Annotated in this window: 23 protein-coding genes; 4 read left to right on the forward strand and 19 right to left on the reverse strand. The window is 28.7% G+C overall.

Features of this window, described 5'->3' with window-relative positions; genetic code table 11:
* Nucleotides 1-11: 11 nt before the first annotated feature.
* From QMG30_RS06740 to QMG30_RS06750, 3 genes are all read right to left on the reverse strand, one after another.
* Nucleotides 12-470 carry a hypothetical protein gene (locus QMG30_RS06740; RefSeq protein WP_281813714.1) on the reverse strand — a complete coding sequence of 153 codons (459 nt, stop codon included), beginning with the start codon at nt 468-470 and terminating at the stop codon, nt 12-14.
* A gap of 26 nt (nt 471-496) precedes the next feature.
* A complete protein-coding gene (locus QMG30_RS06745; protein ID WP_281813717.1) occupies nt 497-1,033 on the reverse strand; it encodes a DUF4872 domain-containing protein in 537 nt (178 codons plus the stop codon).
* Between the two features lie 125 nt (nt 1,034-1,158).
* Nucleotides 1,159-1,389: a BtrH N-terminal domain-containing protein gene (locus tag QMG30_RS06750; RefSeq protein WP_281813719.1), complete on the reverse strand. Its 231-nt coding sequence runs from the start codon at nt 1,387-1,389 to the stop codon at nt 1,159-1,161.
* Between the two features lie 255 nt (nt 1,390-1,644).
* Here QMG30_RS06750 and QMG30_RS06755 point away from each other — a divergent pair, with 255 nt between their 5' ends.
* Together QMG30_RS06755 and QMG30_RS06760 are read left to right on the forward strand one after the other, a co-directional pair.
* Nucleotides 1,645-2,079 (forward strand): hypothetical protein, encoded by a 435-nt coding sequence (locus QMG30_RS06755; protein ID WP_281813722.1) that lies wholly within the window; start codon nt 1,645-1,647, stop codon nt 2,077-2,079.
* Between the two features lie 171 nt (nt 2,080-2,250).
* Nucleotides 2,251-3,009, forward strand: coding sequence for a class I SAM-dependent DNA methyltransferase (locus QMG30_RS06760; protein WP_281813725.1), 759 nt, complete (start codon nt 2,251-2,253; stop codon nt 3,007-3,009).
* Nucleotides 3,010-3,134: 125 nt separating this feature from the next.
* Here the strand turns inward: QMG30_RS06760 and QMG30_RS06765 are convergent, their stop codons facing one another.
* Together QMG30_RS06765 and QMG30_RS06770 are read right to left on the reverse strand one after the other, a co-directional pair.
* Nucleotides 3,135-3,437, reverse strand: a complete 303-nt coding sequence (locus tag QMG30_RS06765) for a hypothetical protein (RefSeq protein WP_281813726.1) — start codon at nt 3,435-3,437, stop codon at nt 3,135-3,137.
* Nucleotides 3,438-3,688: 251 nt separating this feature from the next.
* A complete protein-coding gene (locus tag QMG30_RS06770; RefSeq protein WP_281813729.1) occupies nt 3,689-4,945 on the reverse strand; it encodes a M14 family metallopeptidase in 1,257 nt (418 codons plus the stop codon).
* Nucleotides 4,946-5,137: 192 nt separating this feature from the next.
* Between QMG30_RS06770 and QMG30_RS06775 the strand changes: the two genes are divergently transcribed.
* The gene (locus QMG30_RS06775; protein WP_281813732.1) at nt 5,138-5,347 is read left to right on the forward strand and encodes a DUF378 domain-containing protein; all 210 of its coding nucleotides are present in this window, start codon (nt 5,138-5,140) and stop codon (nt 5,345-5,347) included.
* A gap of 591 nt (nt 5,348-5,938) precedes the next feature.
* On the forward strand, nt 5,939-6,358 hold the full coding sequence (locus QMG30_RS06780) for a twitching motility protein PilT (protein ID WP_281813735.1): 420 nt from the start codon (nt 5,939-5,941) through the stop codon (nt 6,356-6,358).
* Nucleotides 6,359-6,459: 101 nt separating this feature from the next.
* On the opposite strand, the gene QMG30_RS06785 is transcribed toward QMG30_RS06780, so the two are convergent.
* The 14 genes from QMG30_RS06785 to rsxA all read right to left on the reverse strand — a co-directional run bounded on the left by QMG30_RS06785 (nt 6,460) and on the right by rsxA (nt 19,001).
* Nucleotides 6,460-6,858 carry a methylglyoxal synthase gene (locus tag QMG30_RS06785; RefSeq protein WP_281813737.1) on the reverse strand — a complete coding sequence of 133 codons (399 nt, stop codon included), beginning with the start codon at nt 6,856-6,858 and terminating at the stop codon, nt 6,460-6,462.
* A gap of 13 nt (nt 6,859-6,871) precedes the next feature.
* Nucleotides 6,872-7,987 (reverse strand): rod shape-determining protein RodA, encoded by a 1,116-nt coding sequence (rodA, locus tag QMG30_RS06790; protein WP_281813739.1) that lies wholly within the window; start codon nt 7,985-7,987, stop codon nt 6,872-6,874.
* Nucleotides 7,988-8,040: 53 nt separating this feature from the next.
* Nucleotides 8,041-8,310, reverse strand: coding sequence for a cell division topological specificity factor MinE (gene minE, locus QMG30_RS06795; protein ID WP_281814268.1), 270 nt, complete (start codon nt 8,308-8,310; stop codon nt 8,041-8,043).
* A gap of 6 nt (nt 8,311-8,316) precedes the next feature.
* Complete coding sequence (gene minD / locus QMG30_RS06800) at nt 8,317-9,114, reverse strand: septum site-determining protein MinD (protein ID WP_281813741.1); 798 nt, start codon at nt 9,112-9,114, stop codon at nt 8,317-8,319.
* 24 nt (nt 9,115-9,138) lie between these two features.
* Complete coding sequence (locus tag QMG30_RS06805; RefSeq protein ID WP_281813743.1) at nt 9,139-9,837, reverse strand: septum site-determining protein MinC; 699 nt, start codon at nt 9,835-9,837, stop codon at nt 9,139-9,141.
* Between the two features lie 64 nt (nt 9,838-9,901).
* Nucleotides 9,902-12,718, reverse strand: a complete 2,817-nt coding sequence (locus tag QMG30_RS06810; RefSeq protein WP_281813745.1) for a penicillin-binding transpeptidase domain-containing protein — start codon at nt 12,716-12,718, stop codon at nt 9,902-9,904.
* The gene (gene mreD / locus QMG30_RS06815) at nt 12,715-13,230 is read right to left on the reverse strand and encodes a rod shape-determining protein MreD (protein ID WP_281813747.1); all 516 of its coding nucleotides are present in this window, start codon (nt 13,228-13,230) and stop codon (nt 12,715-12,717) included. The genes QMG30_RS06810 and mreD overlap by 4 nt, the downstream gene beginning before the upstream one ends.
* 31 nt (nt 13,231-13,261) lie before the next feature.
* Entirely contained in the window at nt 13,262-14,092 is an 831-nt protein-coding gene (mreC, locus tag QMG30_RS06820) for a rod shape-determining protein MreC (RefSeq protein WP_281813749.1), read from the reverse strand.
* Nucleotides 14,093-14,141: 49 nt separating this feature from the next.
* Nucleotides 14,142-15,179: a rod shape-determining protein gene (locus tag QMG30_RS06825; protein ID WP_281813753.1), complete on the reverse strand. Its 1,038-nt coding sequence runs from the start codon at nt 15,177-15,179 to the stop codon at nt 14,142-14,144.
* Between the two features lie 182 nt (nt 15,180-15,361).
* Nucleotides 15,362-16,057 carry a RadC family protein gene (gene radC / locus QMG30_RS06830; protein ID WP_281813755.1) on the reverse strand — a complete coding sequence of 232 codons (696 nt, stop codon included), beginning with the start codon at nt 16,055-16,057 and terminating at the stop codon, nt 15,362-15,364.
* Nucleotides 16,058-16,339: 282 nt separating this feature from the next.
* Nucleotides 16,340-16,927 (reverse strand): Maf family protein, encoded by a 588-nt coding sequence (locus QMG30_RS06835; protein ID WP_330680693.1) that lies wholly within the window; start codon nt 16,925-16,927, stop codon nt 16,340-16,342.
* 17 nt (nt 16,928-16,944) lie between these two features.
* Nucleotides 16,945-17,208: a DUF4321 domain-containing protein gene (locus tag QMG30_RS06840; protein WP_281813757.1), complete on the reverse strand. Its 264-nt coding sequence runs from the start codon at nt 17,206-17,208 to the stop codon at nt 16,945-16,947.
* A 283-nt stretch (nt 17,209-17,491) separates the two neighbouring features.
* Nucleotides 17,492-18,301 carry an RnfABCDGE type electron transport complex subunit B gene (rnfB, locus tag QMG30_RS06845; protein ID WP_281813760.1) on the reverse strand — a complete coding sequence of 270 codons (810 nt, stop codon included), beginning with the start codon at nt 18,299-18,301 and terminating at the stop codon, nt 17,492-17,494.
* Nucleotides 18,302-18,425: 124 nt separating this feature from the next.
* Nucleotides 18,426-19,001 carry an electron transport complex subunit RsxA gene (rsxA, locus tag QMG30_RS06850; protein WP_281813764.1) on the reverse strand — a complete coding sequence of 192 codons (576 nt, stop codon included), beginning with the start codon at nt 18,999-19,001 and terminating at the stop codon, nt 18,426-18,428.
* Nucleotides 19,002-19,015: the final 14 nt, after the last annotated feature.

Genomic DNA, 19,015 nt, shown 5'->3' on the forward strand with positions numbered 1-19,015 from the left:
TTTGTATCACTTCATAAATTCTTGTTCTTTTGTTCCAACAAATAATTCTCTACTTCTTCTGTTGTTAGTCTTCTTACCTGAGCATTTTGGAATTTTTCATATTTATCTCCTTGAAAGACAGGTTTCATCTGAGTACATGATTTTTGTTTATTTTTGCAGAGATAGACATTTAACTCTTCTACATTCTTAAATATCTTATAAGATTTTCTACCTTTACTATCTGTTATCTCGTAAATACCGCAAGGTATTTTTGTTGACACTTCAGCTGTTCTCAAGTACAACTTTGCTATCTCTAGTGTTTTAAATGGGAAATTCCATCTTTGCAGTCCTCTTCTTTCATCTTTATTGATGCATATACATCGTCCACATGTTCCACAGATATATTGTATATGATTTTCCAAACATTCTCTTGGCTTCAATAATGGTGTTATTCTATTATTACTACTGTAGCATTCTTTACATTCACTCATGTCATTCTCCTCGTTATATTTAATTACTATTTGCTTATTATATTTAGTAGTTCAGTCAACACTGCAATTTCTTTTAAATGTATCCCTTTAATTATATCAGACATCTTCAGCAATAACTGACATTCAATTGTTTCTGATAATTCCCACATTAGATCTCCTACCTTGTCCCATTCTTTTGATATTTCAATGTAAGAAACTCCTAATTCTCTCATTAGTTTACTACCAACAACTTCACTTGCCTGAATTAAAAAATCACCATACATTCTTCTAAAAATACCTCCGCCAGTACCACCGTCAGCATTTATTTGAAAGTAATTTGTAGCTCCCGCTAATTTTAGTTTCTCTTTATCAAATTTATTCCATTTCATTATTTCCTTAGAAAATTTATCAATACCATTTAATCCTAATAATTTTGCTGGTGGATTTAACATATTATCACAAGTTTCTCTGATTGCTGAAAATATAATGGATGACGTTATCTTTTGTTTGTTAGTTATTTTGATGTCGAGATATTTATTCTTTGCTGGAAAAGGTCTATAATTACTACTTCTACCTTTCTCCATTTGAACAAAATCCACTAAATGATAATCTTTTGCTATATTCCCATTAGGTGTTCTAATCGCATAATTAGAGTTATCCCTATCACTAATATAAAATTTTCTTGCTTTATCATCATAACCAAAGATTACTACTGCATGTCCACCAAAGTGATTGTCAACACTAAATCAAATGGTTTTATTCTTCCTGACACCAAAGGTGATTGTTGAAGATTAATATATACAAATGATAGACCTGAACCTATTCCAAAAATCATTTCTTCCGTAATTGGAAAATCAAAATATTGAAATACTTGTTTTAATGCATTTGTTATACAATGCTTACCTCCACTTGTCTTGAATTTACTAATAACTTTTTTCATCATATTTTCTCCCTATTTCCATATTATATTTTTTTACTACCAATACAAAAATTAGTTTAACATCAGAAATAGGACAGCATTATGTCATGTTCATAAAAAACTATGCTTTATATAATTGAATAAAATCCTCTAAATCATATTAAAATAATAAAGTTTTATCATCTCACTACATAGAAAATGTATTTGTTTCATTTTTATTGTCAATATTATTATAATATAAATATATTAATATAGTCTAGATATAAGGAGGATAAAATGAAACAAAAATTTAATATGTACTTATTCGGACTCTATGAATTAATTATAGCTTTTGTAGCTTTTTATACTGGCATAAAAATGATTTCAGATCCCATTGGAGAATTAGGTGTTTTTGCTCACGAATTTCCAATTGACTGGAGTACTAAACTTCAAATTGACAGTTGGTCTATCCCTGGAATATTTGCAATCTTATTATTTGGTATTGGAAATGTTTTGGTGTTCATTTATTGTATAACAAAAAACCAAAGATTATGTGGTATATTAGGAATAATTATGGGAAGCATACTGTTTGTGGGTATAATTATACAAATGCTTTGGCTAGAAATAATACTATTTAGTATCCAATGTTTATTGGCAAGTATCATTCAAATACTATGGGGAATCGTACTTCTCAAAAACCATAAAACCAACGCACTTATAAGTAACCAATAAAAAATAATTCGTTAGAGCTAATTCATTATCATTAGAATTGCTCTTTTTTATCTTATAGAAAAATAATACTTTTATTTTATTAAATTCCATTAATTATTAGAGTCTTTATTGATTATTATTTGATAAACCACTATAATATAAATATTCTAATTCAAAGATTGGAGATATAAAATGAAACAAATAAATAGAACTCAGAATATATACGACAACGATAAATTCTTTAATGGTTATTACAATCTCAGAAAACAACCTAATAATTACAATATTTTATTAGAGCAACCAACAATGTTAGAGTTGTTACCTAATGTAAAAGGTAAATCCATATTAGATATAGGTTGTGGTATGGGTGATTCATGCCTATTGTATGAAAAATATGGAGCTAAAAAAATAGTAGGTATAGATATATCTAGCAAAATGCTTGAAAAAGCAAAAAAAAGAACCAATAGTGATATTATTGATTACCTAAATATTGATATGAATAGTATAAATAAAATTGATGGTAAATTTGATATAATAACAAGTTCTTTAGCAATTCATTATATCCAAGATTTTAGATCATTGACTAATTCTATCTATTCTCTTTTAAATAAAGATGGTTATTTTATATTTTCACAGGAACATCCATTAACAACTGCTCCAAGACTTGGATGTGAATATTCACTAGATGATAATGGTGATGTTATTCATTATAATTTAACAGATTATATGAGACCTGGTAAAAGAAAGGTAGAATGGTTTGTAGATGATGTGATTGTGTATCACAGACCTCTATCTGAAATCATAAATACTTTAATTGACAATAATTTTGTAATTATGAAAATGATAGAATCAAAGCCAGATGATACAACATTACAGAAAAATCCTAATATGATAAATGAATTCCATAAACCTAGCTTTCTTTTTGTTAAAGCAAAAAAAACTATTGATTAATATAATTAGAGAAATAATTAAAAAAAGTGCAAATACATTATATGTATAAGCACTTTATCAATACATTAAAAATTCTACTTTTATTTCCCTTGAAATCTTTTATAAGGCATAGCGTTTGCTCTAGTCTAATGATGCTTATCATTTGATTTCTTTTTTCGGAATAAAGATAATCCCCCAAAACCACTAATGATGGCAATGTAAAAACCAAAGTCATACCACCAACCAGTATTAACTAATTCATAAACTCTAACATTTTCCTTGAAAAGTCCTACTATTAAAGATATAGGAGCAATCCATCCATGCCAAATCCCCCAAAAGAAACCAGCTGGCTTAGTTACCGTGTATTTTGGATCTCCAGGCATACATCCAGTCATTAAGCATAAGACCATAATAATTATTATGCTTAATAAAATCAACTTCTTTTTCATAATTATCATCATTCCTTTTTGATTTATTTTAATACCTTATGTAAATCATTTTAGTTAGACTATGTTTTAATTTTATTATAATATATTTTTCACGATATTTCATCAATTTTACTTAATGGTTAATAACTTTTAATAATCAATGCAGCCACCAATAAGGTAGCTGCTATTTTTTTATTCATAATTATTTTATTAAGATTAATTAACTATAATATTTTTTATTTAATAATATATATTATTGCATATCGAAGATACTATATGATACTTGCCAATAATAACAATTCTTCATTATTCTCATATATCATATCAAATTGCTCAATTGGTAATGGATTCTCTCCTTTTCCTACTTCTATAGTATATCCAGGTTTTCTGAATTCTTGAATATACCAATCTTTGTATCCTGCTAGACTTTGGCTCAGTTCTTCTGCTGCCAATTCATATCCACTAGCATTAGCGAATGTTTCACCAATGTATAAACTGATTTCTGGTTGTAAATCTCTAAAATTCCAAAAAATCACTTGTCCTTGGGAATGATATGCTAATACTAATCTAGTATCAATATCTCTTGTTAGATTAGCCATAGTAGCTGATTCTGGTTCTGACTCAGGTTCTGAACCTCCATACAAGTATGGTCCTGGACCAGTAACCCCTAACTCCAATTCCAGTTTTTTATATTCTTCCCAACCAGCATCATAATTTCTATTAAGGTCAACACCATTTATATTGGATTTCCAGTCTCTAAAATCATCATTATCAAAATTCCATTTTATGAGTTCTTCCTTATTGGTATTTATATTTTCTATACCATCAATAACTAACTCAACACCATCCGGATTAACCATAGGTACAATATCTATTGTGGCATAATCCCATATCTCTTCTGTATCATAACCTCGTATAGAACCCTTTCTAGAATATACTTCCAAAAAAACTTCTAACCATTTCATTAAAACTGGCGTTGTAATCCATTCATTAGCATGATGAGCACCATTATAAATGACATGATTATCTCCTTCTCCTATTCTTATTCTGTATATATTTCTTCCGTCCACACTAGTACCAATGCTATCGTATTTCATAAAAGGATACCTTTTACTTAGAGCTTCTATATTATTTTCTAATATTTCGTAAGTATACGGAATATTAGTAAGAACAATCTGATTATCTAATGGTACTATGATTGCTTTTCCAATCGATAATTCGAAAGGATTGATACCTTGGTTAGCTGTTATTATTCTCCAAACACTTGTATTATATTCTTCAGCTATTTTATATAATGTATCTCCATCTTTTATAGTATATACTATATATCCCATCAAAAAATCATTTAGAACATTAAGCGTTATCTCGTCTAATTCTCCTGTTATTTTTAAATTATTATTTTTTTGAAAATTTTTTATAGAATTTTTTGTATAATTTCCTAAAAAACCATCAATACTATAATTATAATAACCTAATTTATTTAATAAGCCTTGAATTTCTCTAATTTTTGACTTTGAAATATTGTCCAATTTTTATCACCCGAAAAACATTATTTTTATTTTATCTTATTGCTTTAATAAGGTAAATGTACCTTGTACCATTATTTTACTAGTTATTTTTTAAAAAATTACAGAAACTAATAGTAAGATTAAACCTTGAAAAAGATATAACACATCTACTTTTTTAGGTTAATCATAAATACACATTTAAGGAGGATGTTTATGAATACTAAAGGTATTGATATAGTTGCTCTCATTTTAGTAATAGTTGGAGCTATCAACTGGGGTCTTATTGGCTTCTTTGAGTTTGATTTAGTCGCTGCAATATTTGGAGGGATGTATACAATAGCAAGTAGAATAGTTTATGCTTTAGTTGGTATTGCTGGTATATATTCGTTAACTTTCTTTGGAAGAATTAGAGGAGAGATGTAATGTTATTATAGAGATTATTTTACATAATCTCTATTTTTTTATAAATAATTATATACTTTCTATTAACATAAAATTAGTGATTCCAATCCTCTTCTTCTATCAATACTACTCACATTATAAAATTGATATTATATTTTTCATTTTAATACATATATATACTATATATAGTTATTACATTTATTATAATAGTATATATAGTATAACACAATATTAAATTTACATTACCGAACAAAGATCAATATCTAATATAAATAAATAATAATAAATATATATTATATTATTTAAGGTAATTTTAAAATTTGTATGCAATATATTAAGTAATATTCGCAAATATTTTTTTAAATTAAAATTGCAAATCTTATTGTAAATAATTCTATAAAGTTATATAATAAAAGTATAAAGTTATAATTTTTAAAGAATTTATTATAAGTGTTCTTTGAAATTCATCTTCTGATTGATATGGACACTATTGTCTATCTAATAATACTATATAAGTACATAATACAATATATAGATTAGTTCTAATAACTACTCGATGTATTTTGTAAATAATATCAATTGGAAAGAACAATTAAATAGGAGGAGATTGCTATGATAAGATTAGTTGCAGGTGATACTGGGGAAGGTAAGACAAAAGATTTAATTAAGATGGCAAATGATGCAATAAAAACTGCTAAAGGTCACATAGTTTATCTAGATGGCGACAGTAGTCATATTTACGATTTACACCATAATATACGATATATTAACGTTTCCGAGTTTCCTATTAACGATTATAAAGAATTTTTTGGGTTTATGTGTGGCATACTTTCAGAAGATAGTGATATAGAACAAATATATGTAGATGGCATTCTAAGAATGGTCAATCTACCTATAGAAAATAGTAATACTAAAGAATTGATTAATAAATTAAAGACTGTTTCAGACAATCAAAAAGTACGATTTGTTATTAGTGTTAACTGTGATACAACTGGCTTACCAGTTGCTCTAAAAGAATATTTAGTTGCTTAAATGTGAATATTAGCCACCTGTTTTCAGGTGGCTTTATTAATAGTTATTTTAAATTTAATAATTCTTAATAATATTAGAAGAAGGAGTTTCTGCTCCTTCTTTTATGATCTTATTACACTTCGCCATTCTAAATCTCCACGTTCTAACGCTTTAATCAACAATTCAGCTGTAGCTAAGTTAGTCGCAATTGGTATATTATGAATATCACACAATTGAATAACTGATGCAGGATCTGGTTCATGCTGTTTAGGTGATAGTGGATCTCTCAAAAATATAACCATGTCTATTTGGTTATGAGCGATTTGAGCTCCTAATTGCTGCTGACCTCCTAAGTGCCCTGCTAAATATTTATGGATGGATAAATTGGTTACTTCTTCTATTAATCTACCAGTTGTTCCTGTAGCAAATAGTTCATGCCTATTTAAAATATTACGATACGCAATACAAAAATTCTGTATTAATTTCTTTTTATTATCATGTGCAATTAATCCAACATTCATAAGCTTACCCCCTTTAGTAGTAAGTTGTTTTTCTATGCAAACTTATATTAAGTATTACACCAATCCCTATCATATTTGATAATAACGAGCTCAGTCCATTACTAATGAACGGAAGTGGTATACCTGTATTAGGTATTATTCCTGTAGCTACACCAACATTTACAAATGTTTGAAATGATATTATCGCTACAAAACCACTTATGATAAGCATACCAAATAGATCAATAGAATCTTTAGCAATCCATAAACATTTTATAATTAACAATAGAAGCAATAACAAAACAATACTGCATCCAATAAAACCAGCTTCTTCACCAATTATTGAAAAAATGAAATCTGTTTGTGGTTCAGGTAAATAGTTATATTTATTAATAGTTCCTTGATACAATCCTTTTCCATTAAGTTGTCCAGATCCTATTGCTTGAATAGAATTATCGGTTTGATAAGTATCATATTTCTCAGGATACAAAAAACTCAATATCCTTTCAACTTGATGGTTACTGAATATCGTTTGATCTGGTTGTTGCATATACCAAACAGTACCAAATAATATAGGAACAGCTATTATTAAGGCAGCCAGTACATATTTATAGCTTATACCTGCCACAAAGAGCATAACAATCAAAATAACTATTAAAACTAATGAAGTTGATAAATCTGGTTGTTTATAAATTAATATTGTAGGTATAATAACTAGTATTCCAAGTTTTATCAAAAATAATAAATTATTAATTTTATCTATATTCTTATCAATAAATCTCGCTAAAAATATAACCATCATAATTTTCGACAATTCGGAAGGTTGAAATCGTATACCTGCAATGATAATCCATCTAACAGCATTATTTGTATTTACTCCAATAAATTTTACTGCCACTAATAGTATAATATTAAATGCATAAATAAGCCAGTAAAATTTTCCTATAAAATGATAATTTATTAAAGAAACAATAATCATTAATACTAAAGTAAAAATAAAACCATACATTTGCTTATCTCTAAATTGAGTATTTCCAGTACTATTTATTTGAGTAGCGCTACCTATTGCAATTATGCCACAAGAAACAAGAGCAATAACTATTAATATTAGGAAAATATCATATTTTTTGAAATTATAGTTTCGAAACATTTTTGCACTTCTTTCTATATTATTATTTCTTTAACAACTACTAATATATCATATTAAGCTTTTTTCTTCATATCTTTTATCGGTATATTAGCATATAGTGCTGGTACTATAGCGTCACTTATTTCAGACTTGGTATTACCCATTTTTATATCCAAACTTTCCTCATCTATTTCCATATACTTACTAATAACATTGATTATATCAGTTTTTATCATTTCGAGTAATTCTGGAGAACAATTTGCTCTATCATGTATAAGGACAAGTTTCAATCTATCTTTTGCAATTCTTTTTGACGTTCTTTTACTCAATAATGGCACTTGTATCCCTCCTTAATTACCAAATCTAATCATATTTTTTAGCTTACTAAATAATCCACCTTCATTTTCAAAACTAAGTAATGGAATATCTTCACCTAAAACTCTTTTTGTTATATTAGCATAAGCTTTACCAGATATCAAGTTTCTATTACCAACTATAGGATCACCATTGTTTGTCGAAATGACTATGTTTTCATCATCAGGAATAGCTCCCAGTAAATCAATAGCTAATATCTCCACAACATCGTCTACAGACATCATATCTCCTTTTTTTACCATATCTGTACGAATCCTATTAATAATCAATTGAGGACTTCTTAATTCATTAGCTTCAAGTAAGCCTATGATTCTATCGGCATCACGTATAGCTGATATTTCTGGTGTAGTCACAACTAAAGCTCGATCTGCACCAGCTATAGCATTTTTGAATCCTTGTTCAATACCAGCAGGGCAATCTATGATTATATAATCAAATTCTTCTTTTAGTGTTTGGCATAACTTAAGCATCTGTTCTGGAGTAATAGCAGTCTTGTCTCTTGTTTGAGCTGCAGGTAATAAATATAAAGTGGAATATCTTTTATCTTTTATTAATGCTTGTCTAAGTCTACAATTTCCATCTATTACATCTATTAAATTATATACAATTCTATTTTCCAACCCCATAACAACATCTAAGTTTCTTAACCCTATATCAGCATCGATTAAACATACTTTTTGATTCTCCATAGCAAGACCAGCACCTAAATTAGCTGTAGTTGTAGTTTTTCCTACTCCGCCCTTACCAGATGTTACAACAATAACTTCACTCATTAGAAAATCTCCCCTTTATATTAATTATTTTTTTACTATTTCATTATTGTAATATTCAAGTTCCTTATAGATACTATTATTTAATGTTTCAATACATATTCTTCCGTCTGCAACATATGCAATCTCAGCAGATGTTGTATCTATTGCTGATTCTTTTTTATCTGGAGATCTTCCCATTATATTACCGATTTTTAATTGCATAGGCTTCATTGATAGTGCAACTACAAATGGATACTTGCCATCATATTGATTTGCATAAACTGTTCCTTTTAATGTACCCAAAACTATTACGTTCCCATTCGCAACTACTTTAGCACCAGGATTGACATCTCCCATTATTATAACACTATGCTCAACATCTAACTGCTGTCCTGAACGTAAAGTTCCTTTATGAAAGACTGCCATTTTATCATCCATTTGTAATGAATCATTATTATACAATTGATTACTATTACTCTTTGTATCATTACTTTTTGATTCGTCAATTATACATGTTACTTCCATATCTGAATATATAGTAATGATATCAACTAGTTCTTTTTGCTCTTTATCTGAAAGTTCTCTACCAGCAAAAGTAATAGCTATTTTAGCATTTTTAAAGAATTTTTTAGCATCAATAATTTTCTTTTTCAGATTTTGTTTTATATCCTTAAATGCTACGTCTTTATCTAATATAATAGTAAGTCCATATTTATTACCTTTAATTAGTATACAATCGCTCATAATGAGCATCCTCCTAACCAATAAAAGTCCCTTAAATCTTTTTGACTTACCCTAATACATTGAATTAATACTCCAATTTATTATCTATAGTAGTTGTTTCCTTTGTTCCATTAAAATCATAATAACTCTTTAGTATTTCTTTAACAACTTTACCAGAATTCTGAGCTGTATATCCATTAGGAATAACAACAACTACAGCTATTTCTGGATCATCATATGGAGCAAAAGCTGTAAATATCGCATGGTCTGGTCTATTTTTACTTTCTTGAGAAGTACCTGTTTTTCCTGCAACTTTCATTGGCAAATCCTTAAATATGCTGTAACCAGTACCACCTCTAGTAGTCACTTTCAACATACCTGAATGAACTGTTTTAATATTTTCAGGATCAAAATCACTTTGGGTAGCAATATTTGGAGTTCTATCTTCATATACTTTACCATCGTGATCAGAAATTTTATCTACTATATTAAGTTCGTAATTAGTTCCACCATTAGCTAACGTAGTAATATATCTAGCTAATTGTACAGGTGTATAACTATTTTTATCTTGTCCAATACAAGAACGAACAGGGTCGCTTGTAGGATTTTTAGGTGATAATTCATCTAATTCTATTCCTGACTTACTGTCAAGTCCAAATTTCGTAACATATTTCATCAAGGTATTAATTCCTTCAATTGGATTATAGTTACCTTCTTCATCTTTTCCCAATCTTAACCCAACTTCATAGAAGAAATAATTACATGAATCCCTAAGTGCATCAGATACGGTTTCATTGCCATGAGTAGTACCATATGCACTGTATATCCAACACTTTGCAGGAGGTGATATTTTAGTAAAAATACCTAAATCTCGTATTATAGTATTTTTAGTTATTACACCCTCTTCTAGACCTGCCATTGCAGAAACCATCTTGAATGTAGAACCAGGAGCTCTTCTTTCTTTAGTAGCTCTATGAACAAGCGGTGTAGTTGGATCTTTTAATAATTGGTTCCAATAGCTATTATCGAAGTCATTAACAAACTTATTGTTATCATAACTTGGATAACTGACAAGGGATAATACTTCACCAGTCTTAACATCTACTACAACTGCTGAACCTGTACTAGGGTCTAAAGCCAATTGACTTGGTTTTAAATCTAGATTACTTATTTTTGATTTAATAAAACTAAGCGCTGATATTTTACCTCTAGATAGATTTGACATTTCATCTTCACTTGAAGTAATTATATCTTGTTCGATTAACATAAAACATAAGTCTTTATAATTGAATTTTTCGTTTTCTGCCATAGTAGCAATTACCAAACGCTTAAAATCATTACTTTCTAATATTTCTTCAATAATATAATCTTTTATATAATTATATAATTCAATATCTGAAGGCTTATCTCCTTCTTTTTCATCCACTATTTCAATGCTTTTTTCCTTAATGCTGGTATCTAATAATTGATATACACTTGCTTCATCTTTCTTATATTTTTGGTAGATTTCAGTTTGGACTTCTTTAAATTTTTCTTCTTCTTTTTCACCATCTGTATCTTCTATCTTAACCTTCTTACTTGTTAATAATATATCATCAGAGACTAAATTGTCAATTATATAGTCTAAATACCTATCCTGTTCTGATGAATAATTATTATCATCGTTAGATAAAAAATAATTAATATCCTCTATGACACTATTATAATATTTTTCGAAAGATTTATATATCTTATTTTGATGCTGGTCATCATTAGAATTCTCTAATTTTTCTAGTGATACGATATTGTTATTAAATAAATTGGTAAAAACATCCTTTAACAGAATTATAATATCCTTAGAATATGAAGGTTGGCTGGAATATAACTTTTGGACAATAACATTTGCTATTTGCTGTTCTAAGGCATCATATGTCTTCATCTGTAGTTGTTTATCTATAGTCAAGAAAATATCCTTGCCTGGTTTTGGTTCTTCTGTATCTAATACATTCCTAGTTCTTCCCATATTATCTACTTCTATTGATTGCTTACCATCTGTACCTTTTAAATATATTTCCATTTCTTTCTCTATTCCAGATTTTCCAACAATATCTTGAGCATTATATCCATGTACTTTTAATTTTTCTAATTCGCCAGCACTTATTGATTGAGTATATCCTATAATGTGAGCAAAATAAGTTGAATCAATATATTTCCTTTTAGGTTCTACAATTATTTTAGCTCCTGGAAACTTTTCTTGGTTTTCGTTAATCATAGCCAAAGTTTTTTCAGATATATCAACAGCCACCTTAAGTGGTTTATATTTAGTTCCTCTTGTTAGATATAAAGCATATCTTATTGCCAATATCTTAATCGTGTTTTCATTATCAGGATAAATTTCTACGGGCATATCAAAAAATCTTCTTATTCTAAGATAATCAATCACTTCTGACGCTGTCGTACTTTCTTGTACAGGAGATAATGTTCTTTCACCAAATATTTCCCTTTTGAATCTCTTAATAGCAGAGTCAGAACCAACAAATTCATAGTTACCATCATCATTGATTTTTATAGGGAAAGTAACTATTATCTCATCACCATTTTCTTCTATCACATTGATAAGATCTCGTATCATAATTCCTCTGTCATCAACAGGAATACTATCGTCTAGTTCTACTGAATATGCCAACTCATTAATTGCAAGGGGCATACCATTTCTATCATATATATTACCTCTTGTACCATCTAGTACAATATCTCGTTTTATTTTAATGCTAAAATCATTAGCCAATTCTTGTCCCTGTACTATTTGCAAATCAAAAATTCTATTAATCAATACACTAAATAGAACCAATATAAAAACTAATAAAATAAATAATCTATGTTTAATCACTTTCCAGATATTTAAAAGTAATTCTCGAATCAATTGCTATTTGCCTCCTTTTTCTCTCGTGACTCTATTCTATTATTTATCAAATGATAAAGTTTATAAATAAGTACTGCTACAAGTGTCGTATAGACTAATTCTGGCATAATTATATTACCTAAGTAGTATACAAAATTAAGTTTTCCTCGAAATAAAAATGTAAATATGTATACATAAATCCCATAAATAAAATCGCAACCCGAAATAACTAAAGTAGGTATTAATATACTTTCTTTATAAAAACTTCTGTATAGATATCCACTAAAAAATCCAATATACATATAGATAAGAGCATAAAATCCTAAAACTTTACCAAAGAAAATATCCTGAAGAAGGCCACAGAAAAATCCAATTATACCTCCTTCGTATTTTCCTCTAAGGAGAGCAAAAGATACAGTAGTAATAACAAGTAGATTAGGAGCTACATTGTTAATGCTTATATCATTCATTATTGTTGATTGAAATATAATATTCAACAACAATACTATTATCATGATAATCACTCTACGCATACCATTACCTCTCTTCCATCATATTTTTTTATTATTCTTTCCAAACTTGATTAATTACTAAAACTTCTTCAAGATGTTTAAAATCGACTACAGGTTCAATGATTGCAGATTTGTTCAGATTGCTAGGATTCTCTTTAATCTCTTTTATAGTTCCTATTAATATACCTGGAGGATATATTTCAGATAGATGCGATGTTACTATCTCATCACCTTTCATCACGCTTGCTGATCCTTCAATGAAATCCACTTTACAACTTCCTGAATATTGTTTTTCTCCTTGCACAACACAAGTATCTGATGTTCTTAATATTTTGGCACTAACTTTACTAGAATCATCAATTATAGATTTTACTTTAGCGTAATTTTTTCCAACCTCAAAAATGTGACCTACTAAACCATTACCAGCCATTACTACCATATTAACTTTTAATCCATCATCAGTTCCTTTATCTAGCTCGAATACGTTATACCAATTTCCCACATCTTTTCCTATAACAGAAGCTCCTATCTTAGGATAACTTGGATATTTCTTATCCAATTCATATAAATTTCTAAGCCTATCAAGTTCAATTTTGTCTTGTTGAAGTATTTTATTTTCATAACGTAATTTATCTACTTCTTCTTGGAGATCTTTATTCATACTCTCAAATGAATTTACATTTTTAACAAAATTAACCTTATCAATAACCCAATCTCCAAATACATTGATACCCTTTTGTATAGGAACCACAACATATGCAATACCATTTTCTACAGGACTTACTTTTGAGCGGGATTCCCATGTAAAAATAATAAGAATTAAACATATAAGTGTCATTAACAACAAAATATATTTTATTGGCATTTTCTTCTTTCTAAGCATTTTACAACCCCTCCCTCTGTATTTGAATCATTTAATATTATCACATACATTATCTTAGTCTAGTTTCTCTTTTTGATGATACTAATATTTCTTCATATTGTTGCAAATCTCTTAAAATCGTATCTATGCCATTAACAACACATTCTTTTGGATTCTCTACTAAATTGATTGATAAAGATGTTTCATTGGTTATCAGCATGTCTAAATTACCTAATAATGAGCTTCCACCAGTTAGATATACTCCAGTTTCCAATATGTCAGATGATAACTCAGGGGGTGTTTTTTCCAATATAAATTTTACTGCATCAATTATTATGTTGATATCTTCTTGTAAAGCATCATTAATATCTTCATTAGTAACAGTTACCCTCTTTGGTAATCCAGTAACTACATCTCTTCCTACAACTTCAGTAGTAACAATGTCATTTTCATCGTCAATAAATACATATCCTATTTCTTTTTTAATTTTCTCTGCAGATTTTTTCCCAATATAAATGCTGTACTTACGTTTTATATAACTTTTTATGTCCTCATCAAATTTATTACCACCGACTTTTAATAACTTACTTATAACGATTCCACCTAAGGATACAACTGAGACTTCGGTAGTTCCTCCACCAATATCAACTATCATATTACCATATGGCTGTAGAACTTCAATTCCTGCACCAACTGCTGCTGCTACAGATTTCTCTATAAGGTAAACTCTTTTGAATCTAAATCCAGAATGAACAAATAAATCGTATAATGCTTTTCTCTCGACTTCTGACACATCATGGGGAACACTTACTATAGCAACATTGTTAGAAAACTTTTTCCCCATCTTAAGCTTTCTTAATTGACATTTCAATAATTTTGCCATATTGTCAAAATCAGCAACAACTCCATAATTAACTGGATTATTCATAAGTATATGGGATGGTGTTTTTTCTAACATGTCATAAGCTTCTTCTCCTACTGCAATTATATCACCACTTTTTTTATCTATAGCAATAATCTCAGGTTCATCTAATATGATGCCTTTATCTCTTTGGCTAATATGCATAACAGATGTACCCAAATCAAATCCTAATTCTCTACTAAACATGAAAATCTCCTTTCAGTACTTGCTTCATCTATAGTTACGATTATTTTCATTTAAATATCATATATAGCTAATCTATCATAAAATCAACTATACACACTACTTATTATATTATCTCCAAATCTGGTAAATTATTTTCTAAATCTTATTATAAACAACTAAAGAATAGGACTTTCTGCTATAAATCAAAATAATCCTTGCTCTTTTAAGCTGATATAATTACCATCTCCAATTATTATATGGTCTATCAATTTAATTCCGATTATTTCTCCTGCGTTAATAACCCTTTTGGTAATTAAGATATCTTCTCTACTTGGTGTAGGATCACCACTAGGATGATTATGTAACAATATCACATGAACAGCATTATGTTTTAATGCTTCAATAAATACTTCTCTAGGATTAATCAATGAAGCATTCACTGTTCCTACCGTAAGAAATTCATCAGAAATAATTTGATTTTTAGTATCTAAAAATACAATTTTCAAATGTTCTTGCTGTAAATATCGTAACTCTTCCATATAGATTTTAGCTATTGAACCTGGAGAAGAAATCTTTAATTTCGTAACAGCGTTATTCTTGGAAATTCGTTTTGATAACTCAGCAATAGCTTTGATTTGTATTGATTTAACTCTTCCAATACCAGATATCTGCTGTAAATCTTCCAATGACAAATCGTATATTCCCCTTATACCTTGTTTTTTTATTCCCAGTATTCTTTGAGCTAATTCTATAGAACGTTCTTTTTTAGAACCACTTCTAATAATTATTGCCAATAATTCTGCATCAGATAAAGCACTCGGACCGCATATTTCAAATTTCTCATAAGGTCTCTCTGATAAAGGCAAGTCTTTAACCCTCATCCTACTGTCAATTTCCATTATAAATACCCCCTAAGATATAAATAAAAATTATAGTATTAAGTTAAGAAAACAAATATTCATCTATCAATAAATATTTCTTAACTAAGGAAAATCTATATCATCAATTTAGTGTTTATTGAGTAATATAATATAGATTCTCCTTAATCAATAACATTTATAAAAATTATTTCGCTCAATATATAAATAGAGTTAAGGTTAATAACTAACTCTCAACTCTAATTGATACATTTAATTAAGATATATCTAGTATATAATTTAATTATCTACTTAATTTTTATCTTACTTAACAATCTCAAAATAATTAACCCCAAGTTTTTTCAAGCCGTTATATAATTTATTTAATGGCAATCCCATCACATTATAATAATCTCCATTAATTTTCTCAATAAAGATGGATCCTATTCCTTGAATTCCATATCCACCAGCTTTATCGAGGGGTTCACCTGTTTTAATATAATTAGTTATCTCTTCTTCATTTAATTCTTTCATATATACTTCTGTTATTTCATGAGATATATATTTTTTATTTGAATCAACATCAATTATTGCCAAACCTGAGTAAACTAAATGCTTATTGCCTGATAATTTTTTGAGATACTCTGCAGCTTGTAATGTATTACTAGGTTTTTCTAGAATTTCATTTTCATATACTACAACTGTATCACAACCTATTACCAAACAATTACCCGCTTCTGCCTCAGCTACACTCTTAGCTTTTTCATAAGCAAGTTTTTCAACATATACCCATGGTAAGCTTTTTTCAAAACTTTTCTCATCTATGTGACTTACCTTAATGTCAAAATCCATATCAAGCCTTTTAAGCAATTCTTTTCTTCTTGGTGATTTTGAAGCTAATATTATCCTCAAAATTTCACTTCCCATTATTATAATTTTCTATAAACGAATATAGCGGCAACAACACCTATAACACTTGTAATAGTAATTTCAAAATTCAACTGTAAAACAAGCATAATTATTTTCAAATCAAGTTCTAGGGGATTCTCCATTCCAAATGATAGCCCATAATTAAGCCATTTCAACCATTCTACATTTTTTGCTAAAGAACCTAAAAATCCTCCTAAAACGATACCAGCTAGTATTAGTAAAAATAGTGCCCAACCATTCTTATTGCTTCTTCTGTAACTCATTAACTTTCACCCCTTCAAATCTTGTTCAACACTAACTATATCCTTTATTAAGAAGTCCCTTAATGAAATAATTTTATCATATATATAAAACTTTGTATACACAAAAAGCATATTTTTTAGAACAATTTCCTATGGAGTAAATATTAGGATATATATATAATTATTTCCATTCTGAGATATTTCAACGCTAAATTTGTATTTATCAGTAAATTAATATAAAATAATGTATCATGCCATATATAATAAAACAATGTAATATTATGGGAAAAGAAAAAAGCAGGAATTATTTCTCCTGCTCTTTTACTATAATTGCATGTGTCGGACATTTTTCTACACATTTCATGCACATTGTACATTTATCATAATCAATTTTTGCTAAGTTATTCTCAACACTTATGGCATCGAATTCACATACTTTTGTACATAAACGACATCCTATACAACCTACATCACAACTTAATTTTACATCTTTTCCTTTATTATTCGAGTTACAAGAAACTCTAACATTATTATCATAAGGTACCAAATCTATTAAGTTCTTGGGACATGCTTCAACACACATACCACAGGATGTACATTTTTCTTCATCCACTTTAGCGATCCCGTCAATAATGTGAATTGCATCAAACATACATGCGTTAACACAACTACCAAGTCCTAAACAACCATATTCACACGCTTTCGAACCATTACCTTGTAAAAAATTAGCATTTTTACAATCCATTACACCAACATATTCATATTTTTCCTTAGCTTTATCACATGTTCCTTGGCACTTAACGAAAGCGACTTTTTTAACATCATCAGAACTTTCGATTCCAAGTATAGCAGATACTTTTGCTGCAACATCTGAACCACCGACTGGGCAACCATTAGGTTTAGCTTTTCCTTCAACTACAGCTTTTGCAAATGCATCACAACCAGCAAATCCACATCCACCACAGTTAGCACCTGGCAATACTTCTCTTACTTTTGGCACTTTTGGATCAACCTCTATAGCGAACTTTTTGGCTGCTACACCAAGACCTAAACCGAAGACAATACCCAGTCCCCCTATACTTAAGGCAGGATATAATATACTAGTCCATTCCATATCCGTATCCTCCATTTCTATTAATCATAAAACCTGTCAAATATTATTCTCAACTATAAAATCACAGAAACTTTAATTGAAACTTAAGCTTCTCATCTATCACTGTATTCATATACTATTACAATTATTTAATAAGACCAGAGAAGCCTAAGAATGCAATTGCCATTAATCCAGCTGTAATTAATACTATAGGATAGCCTTTAAATGATTTTGGTATATCGTTAAATTGTATTCTTTCTCTAATACCTGCTAGAATAACTATAGCAAGTGTAAATCCTACAGCTGTTCCAAATCCATTAATTATACTTTTGATTAATGAATATTCAGCTTGCATATTTATAACAGCAATACCAAGCACTGCACAGTTAGTAGTAATAAGTGGTAAATAAACACCTAAAGCCTGATATAGTGATGGACTGCTCTTTTGAATAACCATTTCAACCAATTGTACTAACGAAGCTATTACAAGTATAAAAGCTATAGTATATAAATATTCAATGTGTAAAGTCACTAATATATATTTATATACTAAATATGATATTAATGAAGCTAAAGTCATAACAAATGTAACAGCTAGTCCCATTCCAAAAGAAGTTTCTACTTTTTTAGATACTCCCAAGAAAGGACATATTCCTAAAAATCGTGTAAGTACAACGTTATTAACTAGAACTGCACCTATAAAAAGTAATAATAATTCCATATTATCTTATCCCT

The sequence above is a fragment of the Vallitalea longa genome (assembly GCF_027923465.1).
Lineage (GTDB): Bacteria > Bacillota > Clostridia > Lachnospirales > Vallitaleaceae > Vallitalea > Vallitalea longa.

Excerpts from the sequence above, each read along its gene's own strand:
- QMG30_RS06740 (WP_281813714.1), bottom strand. The coding sequence starts at position 470 with ATGAGTGAATGTAAAGAATGCTACAGTAGTAATAATAGAATAACACCA.
- QMG30_RS06745 (WP_281813717.1), bottom strand. The coding sequence starts at position 1,033 with ATGGAGAAAGGTAGAAGTAGTAATTATAGACCTTTTCCAGCAAAGAAT.
- QMG30_RS06750 (WP_281813719.1), bottom strand. The coding sequence starts at position 1,389 with ATGAAAAAAGTTATTAGTAAATTCAAGACAAGTGGAGGTAAGCATTGT.
- QMG30_RS06755 (WP_281813722.1), top strand. The coding sequence starts at position 1,645 with ATGAAACAAAAATTTAATATGTACTTATTCGGACTCTATGAATTAATT.
- QMG30_RS06760 (WP_281813725.1), top strand. The coding sequence starts at position 2,251 with ATGAAACAAATAAATAGAACTCAGAATATATACGACAACGATAAATTC.
- QMG30_RS06765 (WP_281813726.1), bottom strand. The coding sequence starts at position 3,437 with ATGAAAAAGAAGTTGATTTTATTAAGCATAATAATTATTATGGTCTTA.
- QMG30_RS06775 (WP_281813732.1), top strand. The coding sequence starts at position 5,138 with ATGAATACTAAAGGTATTGATATAGTTGCTCTCATTTTAGTAATAGTT.
- QMG30_RS06780 (WP_281813735.1), top strand. The coding sequence starts at position 5,939 with ATGATAAGATTAGTTGCAGGTGATACTGGGGAAGGTAAGACAAAAGAT.
- QMG30_RS06785 (WP_281813737.1), bottom strand. The coding sequence starts at position 6,858 with ATGAATGTTGGATTAATTGCACATGATAATAAAAAGAAATTAATACAG.
- rodA (WP_281813739.1), bottom strand. The coding sequence starts at position 7,987 with ATGTTTCGAAACTATAATTTCAAAAAATATGATATTTTCCTAATATTA.
- minD (WP_281813741.1), bottom strand. The coding sequence starts at position 9,114 with ATGAGTGAAGTTATTGTTGTAACATCTGGTAAGGGCGGAGTAGGAAAA.
- QMG30_RS06805 (WP_281813743.1), bottom strand. The coding sequence starts at position 9,837 with ATGAGCGATTGTATACTAATTAAAGGTAATAAATATGGACTTACTATT.
- mreD (WP_281813747.1), bottom strand. The coding sequence starts at position 13,230 with ATGCGTAGAGTGATTATCATGATAATAGTATTGTTGTTGAATATTATA.
- mreC (WP_281813749.1), bottom strand. The coding sequence starts at position 14,092 with ATGCTTAGAAAGAAGAAAATGCCAATAAAATATATTTTGTTGTTAATG.
- QMG30_RS06825 (WP_281813753.1), bottom strand. The coding sequence starts at position 15,179 with ATGTTTAGTAGAGAATTAGGATTTGATTTGGGTACATCTGTTATGCAT.
- radC (WP_281813755.1), bottom strand. The coding sequence starts at position 16,057 with ATGGAAATTGACAGTAGGATGAGGGTTAAAGACTTGCCTTTATCAGAG.
- QMG30_RS06840 (WP_281813757.1), bottom strand. The coding sequence starts at position 17,208 with ATGAGTTACAGAAGAAGCAATAAGAATGGTTGGGCACTATTTTTACTA.
- rnfB (WP_281813760.1), bottom strand. The coding sequence starts at position 18,301 with ATGGAATGGACTAGTATATTATATCCTGCCTTAAGTATAGGGGGACTG.
- rsxA (WP_281813764.1), bottom strand. The coding sequence starts at position 19,001 with ATGGAATTATTATTACTTTTTATAGGTGCAGTTCTAGTTAATAACGTT.